This is a genomic window from Desulfobulbaceae bacterium DB1 (assembly GCA_001914235.1).
Classification (GTDB): domain Bacteria; phylum Desulfobacterota; class Desulfobulbia; order Desulfobulbales; family SURF-16; genus DB1.
In genome coordinates, this window is sequence record MQUF01000025.1 from 17,797 (window position 1) to 40,514 (window position 22,718).

The following is a 22,718-nucleotide window of genomic DNA, read 5'->3' on the forward strand; positions in this document are numbered from 1 at the left end:
GTGTGTAAATAAGGTGTGCGCACTGAACAGCTGAGAGGAAAACAAAAGGGGAATTGTTGAATTGATATGAAAAAACGGGCACTTATAACCGGCGTAACAGGGCAGGACGGCGCCTATCTTGCCGAGTTCCTGTTGAGAAAAGGATACGAAGTCCACGGCATCAAAAGACGCTCTTCGTTGTTCAACACGGACAGGATAGACCATCTCTATCAGGACCCCCATATAGAAAATAGAAATTTCATTCTCCACTATGGTGATATGACCGATTCCAGCAGCCTGGTGCGAATTGTGCAACAGGTGCAGCCCGACGAGGTTTACAATCTGGCGGCCCAGAGCCATGTCGCCGTCTCATTCGAGGAGCCCGAATACACGGCAAATTCCGACGCACTGGGAACGTTGCGTCTGCTTGAGGCGATACGGATAGTTGGCTTGGAAAAAAAGACCCGTTTTTATCAGGCGTCAACCTCGGAGCTCTACGGCCTTGTGCGGGAATCACCGCAAACCGAAAAAACACCTTTCTACCCCCGTTCACCCTATGGGGTGGCGAAACTGTATTCCTACTGGATCACGGTCAATTATCGCGAAGCGTACGGCATGTATGCCTGTAACGGCATCCTTTTCAACCACGAATCACCCGTTCGCGGTGAAACCTTCGTGACCAGGAAAATCACCCGGGCCATGGCACGTATCAAGCTGAAATTGCAGGATTGCCTCTACCTCGGCAACCTGAATGCCAAACGTGACTGGGGGCATGCCCGTGACTACGTCAAAATGCAGTGGCTGATGCTGCAGCAGGAAAAACCGGAGGATTTTGTCATTGCCACCGGCGTGCAGCACAGCGTGCGCGACTTTGTCAGCGCCGCCGCCCAGGAACTTGGCATGCGGATTCGCTGGGAAGGCGAAGGTGTTGATGAGACCGGAATTCTTGAACCTTGTGGCTTGCATCTTGAGCCTCGCACCATAGTGCGTGTTGATCCCCGCTATTTTCGTCCCACCGAAGTTGAGTCTCTGCTTGGTGATCCTTCCAAGGCAAAAAATGTTTTGGGTTGGTCGCCGAAAACCACTTTTGCCGAGCTGGTTGCCGAGATGGTGCGGGAAGATCTGAAGGCGGCCGAGCGTGACGAGCTGGTCAAACGGCATGGCTATATTGCCTATGACTATAACGAATAAGGCAACATGGTAAGATGCAAGTCCCAAGATGCAAGGTTAAAGGAGAACGAGTGTGGGCCGATTCGAAGATCTGGAAGTCTGGAAACGATCTGCACGGTTGAGCGCTGATTTGTATAAAGCCTTGCAGGGGTTAAAGGATTTTGGTTTCCGAGATCAGATTACCCGCGCCGGATTATCTATCCCCTCAAATATTGCCGAAGGCCATGAACGGGGATCGGAGAAGGAGACCGCAAATTTTCTCAACTACGCCAAAGGCTCTGCCGGCGAATTGCGAACACAGATATATATTGGGATGGAGATTGGCTATATTGAGCACGATATTGGAAGGAAGTGGTTGGGCGAAGCAGAGGAAATTTCACGCATGCTCCATGCCTTGATCAAATCTGTCAGGAACCGATCTTCACTCCTGTAGAAGCAAGATACACGGTTCAAGGTTCATGATGCGTAAGATACAATGCCCCTTGAATCTTGCCTCTTGCATCTTGCCTCTTGCATCTTGCCCCTTGCCTCTTGAATCTTAACCTTGAATCTTGCCTCTTGAATCTTAACTCTAAAATATACATCGCCGGGCATCGGGGGCTGGTGGGGGGATCGCTGCTCCGCTGTCTGGCCGTTGATGGTTTTTTCAATATCATCACCCGTACCCATGCTGAACTCGATCTGACCGATCAGCTGGCGGTAGAAAAGTTTTTTGCCCAGGAAAAACCGGAATACGTCTTCCTGGCGGCAGCCAAGGTCGGCGGCATCCTGGCGAATTCCACCTATCCCGGCGAATTTATCCATCAGAATCTGGCCATCCAGCAGAATGTCATTCATCAATCCTGGCGAACAGGAGTCAAACGCCTTCTTTTTCTCGGCTCATCCTGTATTTATCCCCGGGATTGCGCGCAGCCGATGAAGGAGCAATATCTGCTCACCGGGCCGCTTGAAACGACAAACCGTTCCTATGCCGTTGCCAAAATCGCCGGGATCGAGATGTGTTGGGCTTACAACCGGCAATACGGAACCCGGTATCTGGCGGTTATGCCGACCAACCTCTATGGGCCGGGCGACAATTATGATCTGCAAAACTCCCATGTGTTGCCTGCTCTGATCCGTAAATTTCACCTGGCAAAACTGGCGGTCAAACGCAACTGGGCCGCAATCGCGCAGGATGAAACCAGATACGGCCCCATCCCCGAAAGCATCAAGAGCAAACTTCGTGATACTTGCACCTTGAATCTTGAACCTTGTGTCTCCGTCTGGGGAACCGGATCGCCTCGCCGCGAGTTCCTCTACAGTGACGACATGGCCAGAGCCTGCCTTTTTTTAATGAATCTGTCGGATGATAAATTCCAGGCCCTGCTCAGTCCAGCCGGCTCGCCTCTTGATTCTTGCGACTTGAATCTTGCTCCTTTAATAAACATCGGTTGCGGCGAGGACCAGACAATAAGGAATTTGGCGGACCTGGTGAAGGAAGTTGTCGGCTATACGGGGCAGGTGGAATGGGATGGAACGAAACCGGACGGCGCGCCGAGGAAACTGCTTGATGTCGGCAAACTTTTTTCCTTGGGATGGCGTCCTGAGATTGCCCTGGTCAATGGGATAAAAATGGCGTATAAAGATTTTTTTGCTTCAGTGATAAAGGAAACTCCAAGTCTCAACGGTTGTTGAAACTTGATTTTTTCTTCAAAATTAAAAGAGTGAATAAATGGATAGCAACAATAATAAAGAACCGGTTTGTCCCTATGTCGGAAGTCAATATTGTGCTCAACCTTCGGATGATGAGATTATTCTGCTTGACATTTGGAGGAGGTGAGCGAGGGCCGAGGCGGGTTTCCCCCTTTTTGTACTTTTCCTGACAAGATTCTTCTTGATCTTCTGTGAGGAATCCATTAAAAAAAAAATCCCAACTTATTAGTATGTTCTGGTTGTGAAATTGTTCTTTGTTCAAATTCCGGCTGTCAGGTTTTTTATTGATACATGAAGAATAGTTACAGCAACTCAATTTGTTTGAAACGTGGTGACCATCCTGTTAAATACCGATACCCCTTCTCGACACTCCGCCCATCCGGATCCTGACGCTGCACATTTTCGGCAATATCATGATGATGAAATTGATCTTGTTGATATCTGGCGTCTTCTTGCCAGACGATGGCAATGGATTGCAGCTATCACGTTGATTTGTACCGCTTTGGCTCTTGTCTATGTCCTGTCGGCGCCCCGTGTTTATCGGGCCGAGGCCTCTATACTGCCGCCACGGCTTGGGGATGTTGAGCCGCTGAATATCCTTGGAGTGAATGCCAAGTCTGCTAAAGATGTTTATGGCGAGGCGCTCAAGAATCTGCAGAGTGTGTCTGTGCGGCGGCTGTTTTTTGACCAGCATAATTTGTTTGATTCGTTAAAGGGGCATGGCGATGAAGGTGGCGAGTCGAAAAAGGTTTTTGCCACGGCTTTCCATGAGAAGTTGACAGTTACTCAGGGTAAGAAGGATCGGTCTGATTTTGTTACAGTTTCGATGGAAGGATGTGACCCCGCGCTCATCACCTCCTGGCTCAATGATTTTCTTGCCATGGTCAACGGCTATACCGCTGAAGTCTTGTTGCAAGATCTCAACACCAACCTGGGTTCCAGGAAAGAAGCAATTGAAGTTAAGATCAATGCATTGCGGCAGGTTGCCAATTATAGCCGCCTGGACAGGATTGCTGAACTCCAGGAGGCTCTTTATGTTGCCGGCCAACTTGGTATTGTCCATAGGGTTGATGCCTCTTCCGTATTTTCCCAGACCAAAGGTACTTCTGAATTCGGGGTTGCCGTGAACACGGCAAACACGCCGCTCTACCTGCGCGGTACACAGGAGCTGCAGGCTGAAATCGACACGCTGCAGAAACGTAAAATCAATGATCCTTTTATCCCTTCTTTGCGCTCCTTACAGGCGCAGCTGATAGAATTAAACCAGATTCAAGTCGACCCTGATAAGGTTAAAGCCTTTCGTCTGGACCAGCCGGCTGTGAAGCCTGATGGCCCAATAAAACCCAAACGTAACCTTGTCGTGGCGCTGGGATTTGTCCTTGGCCTCATGCTGGGAGTTTTTACGGCATTTGCGGTTAATTTTATTGAAACAGCTCGTCGGCAGGAGTGTACTGAATGAGATAGGCTTACTGGGTGAGGGAGCGTCATTGCGAGCGAAGCAAAGCAATCCATCAGGTGCGGCAGTCGTAAAAAAAAATAATGATGGCTACTTTCTCCAGCAACCGGAAGTGATTTTTTTGTTTTAGAAAGGTAACTATCCAGGTAGATAGGCTGAAGGCTGTAGACTGAAGGAAAAGCGCCTAAAATATGTAATACGACAGTACCGGCAGCCCTATAGCCTTCAGTCTACAGTCTAAACATCTGGATAGTTACCTAGAAAGAAGCCTGAAACCAATTTTGACCATGGAGAGAAGTTTTGGACCAAGGGTGCAGATGAACCAAAATAATAATGGAAATATGTATGTGCCATATCAGGATGAAATATCTCTCAACGATATTGTCGTAAAACTCCGGAAGCGGCGTGGCATCTTGCTGGCCCTTCCGGTGCTGAGCCTGCTGGCGGCTATTGCTTTTTTGATCTTTAGCGCTGTGCGTACGGAACAGCCGACAATTTATTTTGTCCGCCTGCAGGGAATTGATAAATCAATGTATCCAAACGGCACGCCATTTACCCCCCCAGGATTTATTGCTCCCGGAGGTTCTCGATCGGGCGGCGAAATCCCTTGGGATTGATGATGCGGTGAATTTACGAGGTTTTATCCAAGTTGAATACGGTCTGCCGACAACCGACGGGATACAAAAAAAATATCGTAACAAACTGGAAGCCAAGAATTTATCAACAGCAGACATCGCCCAGATAAATCGTGAGTTTGAGGAAGAAATGCAGCGTCTCTCGGAAAGCGGTCTGCGGATTACCATTAATCACGCTGCTCTTGGCCTGCCACCTGCGGATGGCGCCACCTTGGCTTATGCCTTGCCGCGGGCCTGGACAGAGGTCTTCAGTGAAAAATATCGTGTTTTTGTCGACACGCGTTTGAGCAAGGCGGCGGTCAACACCACTGCCAACCCCTTTACATCCACAGCGGATATCCTTTTGGCCCGACACGCCTTGGTTCTGATGCGGGACGGGCTTGACATTTTGGCCAAAGATAATCGCTTCAAAAGTATCGTCAATGAGTCAGGCTTGGGCAGTTCTGATTTGCAGAGCGAGCTTGACCGCTTCAGTCAGATATATTTTAGCACCATTTTTTCCAGCATGTTTGCCCATCCTGATCTGGTTGCCGCCTCCTTTCTGGTTGAAACACAACTGCAGATTGATGAAATATCCCGTAATATCGAGGAGATTGACCGTGGCATTGCGGATCTGCGCAATTTCCAGCCCCAGGCAACAGGGCGACAGATGAGCGCCGGCGCCAACGAGACCGTCCAGTTCGGTGACAACTCACTGCGCCAGGTGATTGACTTGGCCAACCAGGCATCGTTGGCCGACTATATGCGTGAGCTTCTGGCGGCCCGGCGTGATCTTGTTGCCAAACGTGCCGGCCTTTTGAAAGAAATATCCCGGAATCAGGTAAAATCGGATATCAGTGATAACAAAGATTTTCTCAAGCAGGCATCGGCCATGTATTCCATCCTGGTAGAGGGGTATGACTCATTCCTCACAGTGGCTCACGAGGTGGCTCGCCAAAAAACCGGTGATTTCTACCGCCCTATGGGGATTCCCTACGTAAATGGATCGATCCTGCCACTCAAGGGTTTTTTGATACTGGCGTTAGCAGTGATCCTTGGAGGGATGTCAGCCATGCTTATGGCCCTTGTCTGGCCTGATGGGGCAGGAGTGAAGGGTGAGGGGTGTGGGTGAGCATGGTCAAGATCAAGAATTTTCGTAATTTCAGTAACAAAGTCGCCTGACTCCCCGGGGCATCGATGAAAAAAACGCAGGTGATCAGCGCTTTCCTCCAGCGCAAACTGGCTGAATATGAAATTATCCAATAGGAAATTGCCGAACTGCAGGTTAATGTAGAGTCGTACGAGGAAAAACAGTTTTGATCATTTGATTGAACTTGATAAAAAAATACTAAAAAACGCTTATGACATCTAAAAAAAATATTGCTGTTGTTGGAACAGGTTACTGGGGTAAAAACCTGGTACGGAATTTTCATAATCTCGGCGCCTTGCATTCTGTCTGCGACACCAATCCCGACACCCTGAGCGCATTTCTTGAGCAATATCCTGGTATAAGGGGTTTTTCCAGCTTTTCTCAGCTCTTAAATGATCCTGATATAGAGGGCATAGCACTTGCCACCCCGGCCCCGACCCATGCGAATTTGGCCAAGCAGATTCTGCTTGCCGGCAAGGATGTTTATGTTGAAAAGCCGCTCTGCCTGTCAGAGACTGAGGGCATTGAATTAAATTCCCTTGCTCGCGTCCATCAACGGGTTCTGATGGTTGGCCATTTGCTTTGGTATCATCCCGTGGTCTTAAAATTGAAAGAGCTGGTTGATGCCGGAGAACTTGGTCAGCTTCGTTATATCTATTCAAACAGGCTGAATATGGGGCTGTTGCGCAGGGAGGAAAATGTTCTCTGGTCTTTTGCCCCCCATGATATTTCCGTTGTTTTGGGTCTTGCCGGGGAGGTTCCAGAATCTGTACGGGCGCAGGGCGGTAATTTCCTCCACAAAAATATTGCCGATACCACGGTTACCCTGCTCAATTTCGCCAGTGGCATCCGGGCCCACATATTTGTGTCGTGGCTGCATCCCTTTAAAGAACAGAAACTGGTGGTGGTCGGCGAGAAGCAGATGGCGGTTTTTGATGACACGGCCCCCTGGGATGAGAAATTGCAACTCTACCCCCATTCCGTGGACTGGAAGGGGCATGTTCCTGTGGCCAATAAGGCTGAAGTGCACCTGGTTCAAGTTCCCCAGGATGAGCCTCTTCGCGCCGAGTGCGCCCATTTTCTTGAGTGCATTGAGACGCGCCAAACACCAAGGACCGACGGGGAGGAGGGCTTGCGGGTCCTCAATATTCTCAATGCCTGTCAGGCGTCCATGGATCAGGAAAAGAAAATCGTCATTGCCGCTTTCTCCGCCACTGTCACCCCGGACTATTTTGTTCATGAGACGGCAGAGGTTGATGAGGATGTGCGCATCGGCACCGGTGCCAAAATATGGCATTTCTCACATATCCTTGCCGGCAGCAGTATCGGCCCATCCTGTAATATCGGCCAGAATGTCGTTATCGGGCCGAATGCCCAAATCGGCAGTGGCTGCAAGATCCAGAATAATGTCTCGGTCTATGAAGGCGTGACTCTGGAGGATGAGGTTTTTTGCGGGCCCAGCATGGTTTTTACAAATGTCATGAACCCCAGGGCGGCCATTTCCCGAAAAAATGAGTTTTGCCGAACCATGGTAAGAAAAGGCGTCACCTTTGGGGCAAATTCCACCATTGTCGGCGATGTCGAGATTGGCCAATATGCCTTTATCGGCGCCGGTGCCGTGGTGGTGAAGGATGTGCCGGCCTTTGCCCTCATGGTGGGCAATCCGGCCCGGCAGATCGGCTGGATGAGCCGTTACGGCAAGCGGATGGATTTGCCTTTGGCCGGGGAGGGTGACTTCGTCTGCCCGTACACGGGAGATACCTATCAGCTCAAGGGCGATAAGGTTGTTTTGCTAACTATTAAAGGGTAATTGAGGGCTCTTGCTGCCGAATATTATGAAATCAATCGAATTTATCGATCTTGCTGCCCAACAGAAAGTTATAAGAGAGAAGGTGGAGCGGAACATCTCCGCAGTCCTTGACCATGGTCGTTACATTCTGGGTCCGGAAGTTGCGGAGCTGGAGAAGAGACTGGCAGACTTTGTCGGTGTCAAGCACTGTGTCGGCGTTGCCAATGGCACCGACGCCCTGCTCATGGCCCTGATGGCCAAAGGTATTGGTCCGGGTGATGCCGTGTTCACCACCCCGTTTACCTTTATTGCCACGGCTGAGGTGGTTTCTCTCCTCGGTGCTACGCCAGTATTTGTTGATATTGATCCGCGCACCTATAATATTGACCCGGAGCAGCTTGGCCGGGCAATTAAGGCTGTGCAGGAATGTGATGCTTCCGAGCACCCTTTGCCCCTGGCTGATGACGGATCCCCCTTGGCGCTTACTCCCAAGGCGATAATCCCGGTGGACCTTTTTGGCCTGCCTGCTGATTATGAACCCATCATGGCGCTGGCGCGACAATACGGCCTGTACGTTGTCGAGGATGCCGCCCAGGGGCTTGGCGGCATATACAAGGGCAGGCAGGCCGGTGGTTTTGGCCATATCGGCACCACGAGTTTTTTTCCGGCAAAACCACTGGGCTGTTATGGCGACGGCGGCGCCGTGTTCACCGATGACGATGGGCTGGCGGATATTATCCGTTCCATTCGGGTCCACGGCAAGGGCACGGATAAGTATGACAATATCCGGCTGGGTCTTAATGCGCGCCTCCACACCCTGCAAGCGGCAATCTTGTTGCCCAAGCTTGAGATCTTTCCTGCCGAGATTGAGGCCAGGCAAAGGGTGGCCCAGAGGTATACCGACGGGTTGAAGAAGTGCGACACTCTGGTGGTGCCCCATGTTCCCGAGGGCTGTCAATCTGTCTGGGCCCAATACACCCTGCTTGCCGAGGACAGGGGCACGGTTCAGGAAGCACTCAAGGCCAAGGGGGTGCCCACGGCGATCTATTATGGCCGTTGCCTGCATCTGCAACCCGCCTATGCAAACTTGCACTATAAGGTCGGTGATTTTCCTGTGGGTGAGACAAGTTCCGCCAATGTATTCAGTCTGCCCATGCACCCCTATTTGGACAATGAAACAATAGATTACATAGTCGAGGCTGTCTGTTCCGCAATGCAGGCGAGGTAACACGGTTGAGCCGCCAATGGGTGTTTCTTGTGCGTTGAGCCTGGCGAAACGCCGCAATCGAACGTGCCGTCATTGCGAGCGAAGCGAAGCAATCCAGGAACCAGCAGGAGCCTCGGAGTTAAAAACCTTCTGGACTGCCGCGTCGCTCCGCTCCTCGCAGTGACGTACACAAAAGGCACGTCATTGCGAGCGAAGCGCGGCAATCCAGGAAACAGCAGGAGCCACGGAGTTAAAAACCTTCTGGACTGCCACGTCGCTCCGCTCCTCGCAGTGACGTTTGTAAAAGTGCCGTCATTGCGAGCGAAGCGTGGCAATCCAGGAACCAGCAGGAGCCCCCCGGAGTTAAAAACCTTCCGGACTGCCACGTCGCTCCGCTCCTCGCAGTGACGCAGCAGGCGGCGGCAAGGAGGTGAGCTGAATATGGCAAAGCAGCCGGCAGTCTATATAATGGCCAGTCGTCGCAACGGCACACTGTATACAGGTGTAACCTCAAATTTGGTGAAACGGGTTTGGGAGCACAAGAGTGATGTGGTACCGGGTTTTACACGGCGTCATGCTGTCCATCTGCTCGTCTATTATGAGCTTTTTGATAGCATGGAGGCCGCCATAACGAGGGAGAAACAGATAAAGGCAGGTTCACGGGCCAAAAAATTACGCCTCATCGAATCTATGAATAGTGAGTGGCATGATCTGTATGAGACGATTTTGTGAAAGATTCTGGGCTGCCGCGTCGCTCCACTCCTCGCAGTGACGTTTGTAATGTGCCGTCATTGCGAGCGAAGCGCGGCAATCCAGAAAGCAGCGAGAGCCCCCGGAGTCAAAAACCTTCTGGACTGCCACGTCGCTCCGCTCCTCGCAGTGACGTTTGCAAAAGTGCCGTCATTGCGAGCGAAGCGCGGCAATCCAGAAAGCAGCGAGAGCCCCCGGAGTCAAAAATCTTCTGGACTGCCGCGTCGCTCCGCTCCTCGCAGTGACGTTTGTAATGTGCCGTCATTGCGAGCGAAGCGAAGCAATCCAGGAACCAGCGAGAGCCCCCGGAGTTAAAACCTCTGGACTGCCACGTCGTTCCGCTCCTCGCAGTGACGTTTGCAAAAGTGCCGTCATTGCGAGCGAAGCGCGGCAATCCAGGAACCAACTGGGCCCCCGGAGTTAAAAATCTTCTGGACTGCCGCGTCGCTCCGCTCCTCGCAGTGACGTTTGTAAAAGTGCCGTCATTGCGAGCGGAGCGCGGCAATCCAGGAACCAGCGAGAGCCCCCGGAGTCAAAACCTCTGGACTGCTGCGTCGCTCCGCTCCTCGCAGTGACGTTTGTAAAAGTGCCGTCATTGCGAGCGGAGCGCGGCAATCCAGGAACCAGCAGGAGCCTCGGAGTCAAAACCTCTGGACTGCCGCGTCACTTCTTTCCTCGCAGTGACGATGAAAAACAACGGCTATCAATAACAAACTGTGGCTGAAGTCGTAAAACAAACCAAACACGCGCGAAGAAAAGCCCTAACTTTGACACTGTAATCAGAAAAAAAGGTCTGAAATGCTAACCAACTTATTGGATAAATTGAAAAGAAAAGAGGCAACCATTGGCATAGTCGGCCTTGGTTACGTCGGTCTTCCTCTTATGCTGCGTTATGTCGAGGTGGGTTTTCGGGTCCTCGGCCTTGATATTGATGAAGAGAAAATATCCAGCCTCAATGGCGGCGAAAGCTATATCAAACATATCGCCTCAGAACGCATCAAGCAGGTTGTTGAGGCGGGGATGTTTGAGGCGACAAGCGATTTTGCCAGGGCCACCAATGTCGATGCCCTCCTGATCTGCGTGCCCACCCCCCTTACCAAGTATCGTGAGCCGGACCTCTCCTATGTCACGGGCACCCTTGATTCCCTCCTGCCCTATCTTCGGGCCGGCCAGGTCGTCAGCCTGGAGAGCACAACCTATCCCGGCACCACCGATGAAGTTTTAAAACCCAGGATTGAAAATCAAAATCTCACGGTGGGCACGGATATCTTCCTTGTCTATTCCCCGGAGCGTGAGGACCCGGCCAATGGCAGTTTCACCACACGAACCATTCCCAAGGTTTGCGGCGGCGATACGGACAGCTGTTTACAGGCAGGTGTCGCCCTCTATGAGCAGGTGATCGACCAGGTGGTGCCGGTATCTTCCACCAAGGCCGCCGAGATGACCAAACTGCTTGAAAATATCTATCGGGCAGTCAATATCGGCCTTGTCAATGAACTGAAGATAGTAGCCGACAAAATGGGTATCGATATCTGGGAGGTGATCAACGCTGCCGCCACCAAGCCTTTCGGGTACACGCCTTTTTACCCTGGCCCTGGCCTGGGCGGCCACTGCATTCCCATCGACCCCTTTTACCTGACCTGGAAGGCCCGTGAGTATGGCCTGCATACGAGGTTTATTGAACTTGCCGGTGAAGTCAACACCGCCATGCCGGAATGGGTGGTGGGCAAGATTATGGATGCCCTCAATGACAGGGGCAAGGCGCTCCACGGCGCCAAGATCCTGGTGCTTGGCATTGCCTATAAAAAGAATGTGGATGATATGCGCGAGTCGCCTTCCGTGGAGCTGATGGATCTCCTTAAGAAAAAAGGCACTGAAGTGCTCTACGCAGACCCGTTTGTGCCGAGATTCCCACCAATGCGTAAATATGCATTTGATCTGGCATCCACTACCTTGACCCCGGCAATTATAGAACAGGTGGACTGTGTGCTGCTTGCCACGGATCATGATGATTTTGATTATCAGATGATCGCCAGACACGCGCAGCTGATTGTTGATACCCGTGGTGTCTTTGATGGCGAGCTGCCGAATGTGGTGAAGGCCTGAGCAGAGAAGATGGCTTTTTCCTGAGAACGATGATGTGACCAGCGTGAAGCAAATGTGTAAAGAAATCTGGACACTACCGTCATTTTTGCCGCAGTGGAAGCAATGCTGGCCGATGTTTTTAGGGCTGCTCCTGCTTGGCGGTTGCCAGTACGACGCTTTCGTGGAGCAAAAGCCGGTCAGTTTCAACGGTAATTTTCTTTTCTATAATGCCCCTGCTGCTCAACGGATTCCCGGTACCTCAACAGAGTATGTGTCCTATGTGAATCGATGGGGAGCAGTAATGGTTACTGAGCTGATTGTCAAAAACAATCGCACACGGATAATTACTGAGGAAATTGTTCATGAGTACACCAATAGTATCAATTATGACAGGGGGTACGCGGATGATCACGCAGCCCCAGCCCTTCTGTTTGATACAAGCGAAAACCGCTTGCTGGTGGCTACCGCTTATCATGGTTCAGATTTGTTTCTCTACGAAAAGAAACTGGGCCTGAACGAGTCGTTTAGACTCGTTCAACATATACCTGGCCGTTACACCTATCCTCGCTTCATTGAATACCGGGGGAAAACATATCTTTTCCTGCGCAATCAGTCGCCAGGAAAGCTGTTGGGTCATCTGGTTGTGAGGAGTAGTCTTGATAATTTTACGGCCGAGCAAGTCGTCATCCCGTCGGATGAAGGTCACGTCATCTATGCCTCCGTGCCGGCCTTGTTCCATGACGGGGTAATGATCCAATATTCCACCCATTCCTATGAAACCGAAGACCTCGAGGGCTGGAATTTGGCACATTACGATCCCGAAAGCGGTAAAGTTGTCCGATCAGCAGACTTCTCCTCTTTCATCCCGATGACCTGTGTGAGCAATCGGCCAACGGGAATCGCTGTTTCCGGGGGTAAGGTGCTCATGGCAACCGCCTGCTTCGAGCCTGGGTATAAGACAAAAAAAAACAGTGAACGTTTCTTCAGCCGTGAGAATTATATACGAATTCTTCAGGTTGACCTCAATACGCTCGATGCCAATGATACCAAGCTGCTGCACGATGCGGTCGCAGTTGCGCCATACTACCACACCAGTGTTGCCGTGCATGAAGACGGCACCTGGCTGTACTTTGACGGCAAGGATATTCGTTCCAACCGATTGGTGCCGGCTGCATGCCGTACCCCCGAACCCCCTCGTGTGCGAATGTATCCAAACCTGACCGATGACGCACTTTATTACGCCAGCCCACATCAGGACTTCTACCAGATTCGCAATTTTCAGAATGCCCTGTACCGCTGTAGTCGATATTAGCAACAAAGTATTGAAAACCTTTCTAATTGTACCAAGATATATGGAATGTTGATGAGAATGAATAGTATAGAAAGGTTGAAACCAGCATTCCGCACTGACATTCAAGGTCTCAGGGCCATAGCGATTCTGGCGGTTATCGTCTTTCACTATAATGCCGAGCTTCTTCCCGGTGGTTTCATTGGTGTTGATCTGTTTTTGGTGATATCCGGCTATCTGATAACATCGATTCTCATCAGTAAAAAAGAGTCAGGTCAGAATTTTTCGCAAATACTGGGGAATTTCTACTTCAGCAGGCTCAAAAGGATAGCCCCGGCATACTATTTTGTGCTGGTAGTTGTATCAGTTGCTGCGGCGATATTGTTTATCCCTGCTGATTTTTCCTACTACGAAGATAGTCTGGAGAAATCATTATATTTTGTCAGCAATACTTATTTCGCCGGATTCGGGGATTATTTTGCACCGGCTACCTCTGAATTGCCTTTGCTGCATACCTGGGCATTGGCAGTGGAGATGCAGTTTTATCTCCTCATGCCGTGTATTGTTCTTTTTGTCCCAGTCAAATGGTTACAACGGCTGACACCCCTCTTCATAGTAGGCTTGACGTTTTTGGCTGAGTATATGATCCGGGTCGCCGGAGAAGAGCAAAGCACATATTACGCCCTTTATGCCCGTGTGCCGGAATTTTTGATAGGAGGTTGGCTGGCTTTACACAAGATCGGCACTCACTGGTCCGAACGAAGAGCAAGCCTTACGGCATTTGCCGGGCTTGTCCTGATCCTGATAGCAGCGACTTATATCACCGCAGACGTGCCTTTCCCGGGATTGTTGGCCTTGGTGCCCTCCATTGGCGCGGCCTTGGTCATCTGTGGCGGCAAGGGCTGGCCGTCGAAATTCTTGTCGTTACCGATACTGGTCTGGTTTGGGGCTATTTCGTATTCTTTGTACCTTTGGCACTGGCCGGTATTGGCCTTCTTGCGCTATTATTCAGGCACCTACCAGCTCGACGTAACCCTGTCGGCTGTTTTTGTTGTTGCGACCCTGATCCTGTCTTCTTGTACCCACTACTTTGTTGAACAAGTGTTCCGAACTCGTTTGACATCGGCGCGGGTTCTGGTGCCGGTGGCAATGGCACTTGTAGTAATCGTGGCCCCAATCAAACAGGTGTCATCGATCATAAACAAGAAATTGCTGGAGCCGTTGCCCGTTGAGTTGACACGATATGCTGACCCGGATGATATCTGCCATGGCACGATAAATGGCACCTGTCTGCGCGGAATAGACCGGGATGACACTGACATTCTGGTCTTGGGTGACTCTCATGCCGCCATGCTCAACCACTTCTTTGATGCAGTTGGCGAGGAATTGGGGATCACGGCAAGGGTTATTACAGGCAGCAGCTGTGTGACAATCCCTGGTTTTGATTATCAGAGGATTGCCAAGTGGGCCCAGGACCCCTGCAAAGAGCAAATAGCTACTGTGGAGAATTATCTGGATTCAGCCTCGATCATATTTGTTGCAGCAAAATGGAGCCGGCACACGCAGAGTACCGATTTTATGAATGCCTTACAGGATTTTTTGGAAACAAGATCCATAATGAAAGGCCAAATTATTCTTCTCTCCCAGATACCCAGGTTTGCGAAAGATCCTTTGCGGGCACAGAGGTTTGAGTTTTTGAATATTCCGTCATCATTGCCAAGGGATGGACATTATTTGGAGGCCAATCACATGATTAAGCAATTGGCCGCTCACTATCAGCACGTTCGATTTTTAGACCTGACAAAGTTACCCCTGTTTGACGCGGCCCCAATATATGAGGGGCAGCTGATATACCACGATGAGCACCATCTCAACGAGGTCGGATCGAAAATCTACGGCCGCCAGGCCATTTCTCATCTGCGGAATCTTGGTTTCTTTGATTCTGCCAAAAGGTAATTTTATTAATTTTGAAGGTAGCAGCTGTCCAAGAGCAGCGGCTTTTTGCCTGGTTTCAATAATTCATGCTTTCCATACTAAAGCGTAAAATAAACAACCTTACATCTGACAAGAAGTTTTCGGAGGTTCTGACCGGTTCTGCCTGGGCTCTGGCAGCCAGGGTTATCACTACTGGTTTGGGTCTTGTGTTGAGTGTCCTCGTGGTGCGGCTCTACGGCGCGGAGATGATGGGTGTTTTGGCTGTTCTCCAGTCATTTCTTGGCTTGGCCACCATCTTTACCGTCCTTGGCACCAACACATCTATTCTCCGCCTTATTCCTGAGCATCTTGCCAAATATTCTCCCTCTTCAGCATTCAAGCTCTATCGCAAAACTCAGTGCATGGTTATCGGAGTTTCTTTGTTCACAGGCTCTTTATTTTTTTTGGGGGCCCACTTTATTGCCGGCAAAGTTTTTTCAAAGCCGCATCTTTCTTTTTATTTTGCCCTTGCTGCCGTTTTCGTCGTGTTCCAGTCTCTCGTGCTATTAAACACTCAGGCCGTCCGGGGGTTGAAATTGATTCGGGTGTTTGCTTTCATGCAGGTTTTACCTACGGCTGCAAACTTAACATTTCTTGTTTTTTTAACCGTGTTTTTTTTCGCCAGGGAGAACCCTGTCTATACACTGTTCGCCAGCTTGGCGATTACTGGCATTGTGGGCTGGGTTATCATGGAATACGCATTTAAGAAAAGAATGCACCCTGATGATTCAGTGAAGTCCGTGCCTTTTCGTGAGATATTGTCCATTTCATTACCGATGCTTATGACTTCCACCATGACCTTTGTTATTGGGCAGACCGGAGTGATCATGCTTGGTATGTTCCGATCGGAGGCGGAAGTAGGGTATTATTCCGTTGCTGTCAGGATGGCAACCCTGACCACTTTTGTCTTGTCAGCCATCAACTCCATGGCTGCGCCCAAATTCTCCGAGCTTTTTCAAAGCGACAAAATGGAGGAGCTTTTTTATGTAGCAAAAAAGTCCAGCAAACTTATTTTCTGGACTACTGTTCCTTTGCTTATGTTTTTGATGGTAATGGGTAAATCATTGCTTTCCTTCTTGTTCGGTTCTGAATTTACGGTCGCTTATTGGGCCATGTTTTTTCTTGTTCTGGGACAATTTGTAAATTCGATTTCAGGATCAACAGGTTATTTTATGAACATGACAGGGAGCCAAATTGTTTTTCAAAATGTTATGGTTGTGGCTGCATTTTTGAATGTAATACTGAATTTGCTGCTTATCCCAGACCTTGGCATTTACGGTGCCGCCTTGGCTGGAATGTCCAGTCTTGTTTTTTGGAATGTCTATTTGTTGATATATATCAAAAGAAAATATGGCACGACCATTGGCTATTTACCGCTTATTTGCTGAATTTGGGTGATGGAAAGGAGTGATAAATGGTAACTAAAGAAATTAAACCACCTAATGTTTTTCTGATTGGCGCCCCAAAGGCTGGAACATCTGCCTTGGCAGATGCTTTGTCGCAGCATCCCGATATTTTTATGGGGAAAAAAGAACCGCGTTTTTTTGATGCCGAGAGTTTTTATGATTTCGTAAGTGACTATCCTATCGCTTCTCTTGATGAATACCTTCAGTTTTTCTCATCTGATGTTGCTCAGAAATCGAATTTCAGGCTGGATGCCAGTGTGTTCAATATGTACAGTAGCCAGTCTATTGAACGGATTCTTTCAGTTAGTCCAGATGCTAAGTTTATTGTAATGCTCCGTGATCCGATAACGGCCTCAAAATCTATGCATAACCAAAGACTCAAATATACCGATCCTGCAATGCGTGAGGTTTCAGAAGATTTTTGCGCATGTTGGCGTTTGCTTGAGCAAAGAAAGAGGGGATTGGGTTTTCCTAAAGGATGCAGAAATCGAATATTATTTCGTTATGACTATCTCTACCATTACGAATGGCATCTTCCAAAGTGTCTTGCTCTGATAAATAAAAATCAACAAATTGTCCTTCGATATGAAGAATTTAAGGCAAACCCCTTGAGTGTGTGTATGCAAATATTTTCTCATCTAGGTATAGATATATCGTTCAACCCACAACTCGGAATAGTTAATCCGTCATTGGTAACAGAAAACAACATGTGGAACAGTTTTATCCAAGCCCTTATACAAAAGACGGCTGGGGCACGAAAGGTCATCGGGTTACGTGGGAGTAGGTTGAAACTGATTAAAAATATATTGCCTAAGTTGATGAAGACAAGAAAACCTACTGTTGCAAATGAATGCGACGAGCTGTTGGAAGAAGAGTTTTACGAGACATATATGTTTTTAGAGCAGATCGAATCACAACATAATCCGACTGAGAGACATGTTCGCTTAAGAAAAATAATTTGTTCAGACGCAAAATCGAACACTAATCCATGTTTCTGATTGTAGAAATGGCTTCCTCTCATACCGCTGAGCGCGATTATATACTTGGCGTGTTGCTGGGCGAGTTCCTCGGGTTGCCATGGCGGCGGGAGGATTCAGACCGCACGGATGTTCGCATTACTTTGTCCGGCCATCCAGGCGAGATTCGCATGCCTGATTGTTTGCTATCAGTCTCTGAGATGGATTGGCTTAAGCCTTCATCAATGCCGAAGCTGCCGTTGCTTGCATGGAATACCAGCGACTTGGGGCTGGATGCCAATGTGATAGACCCGGTTTTGCCGGTAATCTATGGCAACGAGCCGCAGGTGGTTTGCAGAGATGAACATGGGATTCGCCTGCCGGTGGATGTTTTTGGTTCCGCTTTCTTCATGCTTAGTCGCTATGAAGAGCTGGTGACTCCTGACCGGGACGAACACGACCGTTTTCCAGCCTGGGCCAGTGTGGCATACAAGGAAGGTTTTCTGGAGCGTCCCATTGTGGATGAATATGTGGAGGTGCTTTGGGGCGCAATACAGGCACTGTGGCCTGGACTGCAACGCCAAGATCGTTACTTTCAGATGCGGGTTTCACACGACGTGGATCGCCCAAGCCGTTACCAGTTTGGTGGTACGCGTAAATTTATCCGCTCTTGGGGGGGAGACATCATAAAGCGCGGACAGTGGGCGGACTCCCTGCGAGCGCCGATGATCCGTGCTGCGAGGAAGGACCAGCTTCATCCTGCCGATCCCTACAATACTTTTGAATGGATTATGGATCTGTCCGAGCAGCAAGGGCTGGTCAGCGCTTTTTATTTTATCTGTGGTCGAACGTGTGGGCAGAGGGATGCGGATTATGATATCGGACACCCAGCAATCCGAGCGCTGTTGCGCCGTATCCATCAACGAGGGCATGAGATCGGTCTGCATCCGAGCTATGGCACTTATAAAAGCCCTTCTCTGCTCAAATGGGAAGCAGACCGCCTGCGGCGTATCTGCGCCGAAGAGGGTATTAAACAGCAAGAGTGGGGGGGGAGGATGCACTATCTTCGCTGGGAAACACCTGTGACCATGCGAGGGTGGGAACAGGCCGGCATGACATATGACAGTACTTTGAGTTATGCCGATCGCCCCGGTTTCCGGTGCGGGACATGTCATGAGTACCCAGCTTTCGATTCTTTAGAGGGAAAAACTCTGAACTTGCGAATTAGACCCTTAATTGCCATGGAATGTACTGTTATGGCAGAGAAATACTTGGGACTTGGTTTGACTGACGAGGCCAGAGAAAAATTTGTAACCCTGAAAAATAGCTGCGAGAAAGTAAATGGTGTTTTTACCATGCTGTGGCATAATTCTGAGCTGACGACCACGGAGCACAAAGCGCTTTACGAATCCGTAGTGGCCACGTGAGAGATTTTTGGGATCGAGGGTGTAAAATAGTTTGTGTAAATGGCTATGACTGAGTAAGTCAAAAAACTACCCTTTAAAAAGGAGCTCATATGGCCATTGATAAAGAAATTTTGGATCGTTTACTTGCCGACTACAATTACCAGAAGCCCGAAGAACTGATCGGTGAAAACGGGCTGCTCAAGCAGCTCACCAAGGCCTTACTGGAGCGGGCGTTACAGGCGGAAATGACCGTCCACCTGGGCCACGAAAAACATGGAACCATCGTCACCAAAGGCGGTAATGCCCGAAATGGTAACTCTGCAAAGACCATCAAGGGCGACTTCGGTAAAATGCCGATTGAGGTCCCGCGCGACCGCGACAGCAGTTTCGATCCGGTCATCATTCCCAAAGGGCAAACCCGCTTTCCCGGCTTTGACGACAAGATTATCTCTCTCTACTCCCGAGGGATGACTACCAGGGAGATTCAGGGGCACTTGGAAGACATTTACGGAGTTGATGTCTCTCCCACCCTGATTTCAACGGTCACCGATGCCGTTGCTGACGAGGTTAAAGTTTGGCAAAATCGCCCGTTGGACCCCATTTATCCCATTGTTTACATGGACGCTATCCGGGTTAAGGTGCGCGACAATGGGCATGTTAAGAACAAGGCGGTCTATCTGGCTATTGGCATCACCATGGACGGCGTCAAGGATGTCCTGGGAATGTGGGTTGCCGAAAACGAGGGCGCCAAGTTCTGGTTGCAGGTAGTGACTGAGCTAAGAAACCGTGGCGTGCAGGATATTTTCATTGCCTGCGTCGATGGCCTCAAGGGTTTTCCTGAAGCCATTGAGACGGTTTTCCCCTTCACCCAGGTCCAGCTCTGTCTCGTCCACATGGTGCGCAATTCCCTGAAATATGTCTCATGGAAACAGCGCAAAGAGGTGGCTGCGGATCTCAAGGCCATTTACCAATCGCCAACAGCCGAGCAGGCCGAAATGGAACTGATGACCTTTGAAGAAAAATGGGACAAAACGCATCCGTCCATCGGCCAATCCTGGCGAAGAAATTGGGAAAGAATCACCCCATTTTTTGCGTATTCGCCCGAGATACGCAAGGTGATATATACCACCAATGCTATTGAGTCGTTGAACATGTCACTGCGCAAAGTTACCAAGAACCGGGGTTCATTTCCCAATGACGAGTCGATGCTTAAACTGCTTTACATGGCGCTGAACAATATCGCCAAAAAATGGACTATGCCAATCAGAGACTGGAAGGCTGCCTTGAACCGCTTTTCAATCTTGTTCGGCGACAGAATGCCTGCATATTGAAAATTAAAAATGAAAACCATTTACACAAAATTCTTTACAGGCCCTTGGGATCAGGCATAGTGGACACCGAGAAGAACCGCCCAAAAGGATATTTTTTTTTATATGCTTATCTCTATGTATACAGTTAACTTAAAAGCTATGTTCATATGGAATGCAAACATAGCTTTCCTGCTGCTGTTTCCCGGGTTCTTCTTTTACCAAAGCATGATTGGCTTAGGGATTATTCCTGCCTTGCTTGGAGGATATTTCGGAATAGTAGCATTGTTAGTATTTCCGTTAACTTCGGCAGGATTTGTTTATTTAAATAAAAAAAGAAAAACAAATTATACTATTATAGATTACGTGTTCTTTAGTGTTGTTGTTTTGACGATATTTATATCTTTAACAAATTACTCGTTAGGCACTCCAAGCAACTATAGTGTCGATATGCTTAAATGGTCGCTAAGTGGATTGCTCTTTAATCTTGTAACTTACTTTTTAGCAAATACAATATCCTTTGATTCAAAATTGTTTAAGTTACTAGTGGTAGGATCCGTAGGGGTTATGGCACTGATAGTTTTCTATAATATAGGTGCATATGGAATTTTCTACCTTAAGGCTGAAGATGCTAATTCTGAACACGTTGCCACCTATCAGGGATTTGCTAGATCACTAGCGGTTGTTGGGTTATTGTCTGTGGCTATACTGCAAAACAAAAAAAAATCGTTTCTTATATTTTTGCTGACATCGGCAGCATTATTTTTTAATGGAGCACGCACAGAGTTTGTCTTGTTTTTTGTTTCCTATATATCTCTTCTTGTATATTTGAGCACCAGATCAGTTAGAAGAATGTTTGTAGTGCTAATGTTGTTAATTGCTGGCACAATAGTATTTGCTGTCAACCTAGAGATATTGTTGGCATTACTGCCATCCAATAGGATGTTGCAATTAGTTGATATCGGTTCATCCACAAGCGGGATGGCCAGGATTCAGTATGCGTTGGCCGCCCTTGAGACAATTTCTAACAACCCTCTGCTCGGTGATTATGGTAGTTATGTGAACTTTGGAGGTGTAGGTTCTTATTCTCATAATCTACTTTCGGCCTGGGTTAACCTTGGTCTGTTCGGGTTTAGCCTATATGTTTTTGCTATTTTAATGGTCACAAAGGGTTTGGTGATGGTTGTGCTCAGAATGAAACCAAAAACAACAGAAGAGCGCGTTATGTTTGTATTCGCAGTGTTTACTATTTTGGCGCTAATTGTTGCCAAAGACTATAGCTATATGCTTTTTGGTATGATGATAGGCTTTTATTCCAGAGCCAGGTATTCTTATAATAAAGCAATGGTCCGTATGTAAGGGTTAGTTAATGCAAACCGCAATAGTCGCCCACCTCACCACCGTCCATCCCCGCAACGACACCCGGATCTTCATCAAACAATGCCGCAGCCTCGCTGCCCATGGTTATGAGGTGATTCTGGTGGTGGCCGATGGCCAGGGGGATGATACCAATGGCAACGTACGGATTGTCGATGTCGGCCATCTGCCCGGCCGGCTGAATCGCATCTTCAAGACTACTCGGCGGGTGTTGAAGAGGGCCATTGAACTTGATGCCGATCTTTACCATTTCCACGATCCCGAGCTGATCCCTGTCGGCCTCAAGTTGAAGCGTCTGGGCAAAAAGGTGGTGTTTGATTCCCACGAGGATGTGCCCAAGCAGCTTTTGGGGAAGCCTTATTTGAATCCGTTATTATTACGGATGTTATCGGGCGTTTTTTCTCTGTTCGAGCGCTATGCCTGCCGCCGTTTTGACGCCATTGTCGCGGCGACGCCCTTTATTCGGGATAAATTCCTGGCTATCAACCCCAACACTGTTGATATCAATAATTTTCCCATGCTTGGTGAGCTGGCTGAGGGGGAAATCGACTGGCGAGCCAAGCATCTTCAGGTTGCCTACATAGGTGGTATTGCCAGGATTCGCGGTATTATGGAGGTCGTGCAGGCTTTGGGGCAGGTGCAATCTGATGTGCGTCTCAAATTGGGGGGGCGCTTTGGCGAAAATGGGTTGGCGCAGGCGGTACAGGCCCTGCCTGGCTGGCAACGAGTTGATGCCCTTGGCTTTATCGACCGCGCTGCGGTGCGGAACGTCTTGCGGCGCTCCGTGGCAGGATTGGTAACCCTGCATCCTCAAACTAACTATCTTGATGCCTTACCGGTTAAGATGTTTGAATACATGAGCGCCGGAGTGCCGGTGATCGCTTCGAATTTCCCATTATGGCGGGAGATTGTCGAGGGCAATGATTGCGGCCTGTGCGTTGATCCATTGAACCCGGCCCAGATTGCCGAGGCCATTGATTTTCTGGTCAATAATCCGGAACGAGCCGAACAGATGGGACGCAATGGACAAAAAGCAGTGCAGGCCCGCTACAACTGGGGCATTGAGGAGCAGAAACTGCTCCGGTTCTACCAATCCTTTTAAAGCTAAGAGT

The 22,718-nt window shown here is 49.2% G+C and carries 17 protein-coding genes; all 17 read left to right on the forward strand.

Going from position 1 to position 22,718, the window contains the following annotated elements; translation table 11 throughout:
* The first annotated feature begins 66 nt into the window (after positions 1 to 66).
* The 17 genes from BM485_16975 to BM485_17055 all read left to right on the forward strand — a co-directional run bounded on the left by BM485_16975 (position 67) and on the right by BM485_17055 (position 22,708).
* Positions 67 to 1,170: a GDP-mannose 4,6-dehydratase gene (locus BM485_16975; GenBank protein OKY73751.1), complete on the forward strand. Its 1,104-nt coding sequence runs from the start codon at positions 67 to 69 to the stop codon at positions 1,168 to 1,170.
* Positions 1,171 to 1,222: 52 nt separating this feature from the next.
* A complete protein-coding gene (locus BM485_16980) occupies positions 1,223 to 1,582 on the forward strand; it encodes a four helix bundle protein (protein ID OKY73752.1) in 360 nt (119 codons plus the stop codon).
* Positions 1,583 to 1,680: 98 nt separating this feature from the next.
* Positions 1,681 to 2,823, forward strand: coding sequence for a GDP-fucose synthetase (locus tag BM485_16985; protein OKY73816.1), 1,143 nt, complete (start codon positions 1,681 to 1,683; stop codon positions 2,821 to 2,823).
* Between the two features lie 346 nt (positions 2,824 to 3,169).
* Entirely contained in the window at positions 3,170 to 4,300 is a 1,131-nt protein-coding gene (locus BM485_16990) for a hypothetical protein (GenBank protein ID OKY73753.1), read from the forward strand.
* Positions 4,301 to 4,867: 567 nt separating this feature from the next.
* Complete coding sequence (locus BM485_16995) at positions 4,868 to 6,043, forward strand: hypothetical protein (GenBank protein OKY73754.1); 1,176 nt, start codon at positions 4,868 to 4,870, stop codon at positions 6,041 to 6,043.
* 229 nt (positions 6,044 to 6,272) lie between these two features.
* Positions 6,273 to 7,871 (forward strand): oxidoreductase, encoded by a 1,599-nt coding sequence (locus BM485_17000; protein OKY73755.1) that lies wholly within the window; start codon positions 6,273 to 6,275, stop codon positions 7,869 to 7,871.
* Positions 7,872 to 7,905: 34 nt separating this feature from the next.
* Positions 7,906 to 9,078 carry an aminotransferase DegT gene (locus BM485_17005; GenBank protein OKY73817.1) on the forward strand — a complete coding sequence of 391 codons (1,173 nt, stop codon included), beginning with the start codon at positions 7,906 to 7,908 and terminating at the stop codon, positions 9,076 to 9,078.
* A 420-nt stretch (positions 9,079 to 9,498) separates the two neighbouring features.
* Entirely contained in the window at positions 9,499 to 9,789 is a 291-nt protein-coding gene (locus BM485_17010; GenBank protein OKY73756.1) for an endonuclease, read from the forward strand.
* A gap of 816 nt (positions 9,790 to 10,605) precedes the next feature.
* Positions 10,606 to 11,913, forward strand: coding sequence for a UDP-N-acetyl-D-glucosamine dehydrogenase (locus tag BM485_17015; protein OKY73757.1), 1,308 nt, complete (start codon positions 10,606 to 10,608; stop codon positions 11,911 to 11,913).
* A gap of 112 nt (positions 11,914 to 12,025) precedes the next feature.
* On the forward strand, positions 12,026 to 13,204 hold the full coding sequence (locus BM485_17020; GenBank protein OKY73758.1) for a hypothetical protein: 1,179 nt from the start codon (positions 12,026 to 12,028) through the stop codon (positions 13,202 to 13,204).
* A 57-nt stretch (positions 13,205 to 13,261) separates the two neighbouring features.
* On the forward strand, positions 13,262 to 15,136 hold the full coding sequence (locus tag BM485_17025; GenBank protein ID OKY73818.1) for a hypothetical protein: 1,875 nt from the start codon (positions 13,262 to 13,264) through the stop codon (positions 15,134 to 15,136).
* Positions 15,137 to 15,201: 65 nt separating this feature from the next.
* Positions 15,202 to 16,542, forward strand: a complete 1,341-nt coding sequence (locus tag BM485_17030) for a polysaccharide biosynthesis protein (protein ID OKY73759.1) — start codon at positions 15,202 to 15,204, stop codon at positions 16,540 to 16,542.
* A 26-nt stretch (positions 16,543 to 16,568) separates the two neighbouring features.
* Positions 16,569 to 17,558, forward strand: a complete 990-nt coding sequence (locus BM485_17035) for a hypothetical protein (protein ID OKY73760.1) — start codon at positions 16,569 to 16,571, stop codon at positions 17,556 to 17,558.
* Positions 17,549 to 18,943 (forward strand): MarR family transcriptional regulator, encoded by a 1,395-nt coding sequence (locus tag BM485_17040; protein OKY73761.1) that lies wholly within the window; start codon positions 17,549 to 17,551, stop codon positions 18,941 to 18,943. Before BM485_17035 ends, BM485_17040 begins: the two co-directional genes overlap by 10 nt.
* Positions 18,944 to 19,032: 89 nt before the next feature.
* Positions 19,033 to 20,253 carry an IS256 family transposase gene (locus tag BM485_17045; GenBank protein ID OKY73762.1) on the forward strand — a complete coding sequence of 407 codons (1,221 nt, stop codon included), beginning with the start codon at positions 19,033 to 19,035 and terminating at the stop codon, positions 20,251 to 20,253.
* Positions 20,254 to 20,355: 102 nt separating this feature from the next.
* On the forward strand, positions 20,356 to 21,588 hold the full coding sequence (locus BM485_17050; GenBank protein ID OKY73763.1) for a hypothetical protein: 1,233 nt from the start codon (positions 20,356 to 20,358) through the stop codon (positions 21,586 to 21,588).
* A 10-nt stretch (positions 21,589 to 21,598) separates the two neighbouring features.
* Positions 21,599 to 22,708 carry a glycosyl transferase gene (locus BM485_17055; GenBank protein ID OKY73764.1) on the forward strand — a complete coding sequence of 370 codons (1,110 nt, stop codon included), beginning with the start codon at positions 21,599 to 21,601 and terminating at the stop codon, positions 22,706 to 22,708.
* Positions 22,709 to 22,718 lie beyond the last annotated feature (10 nt).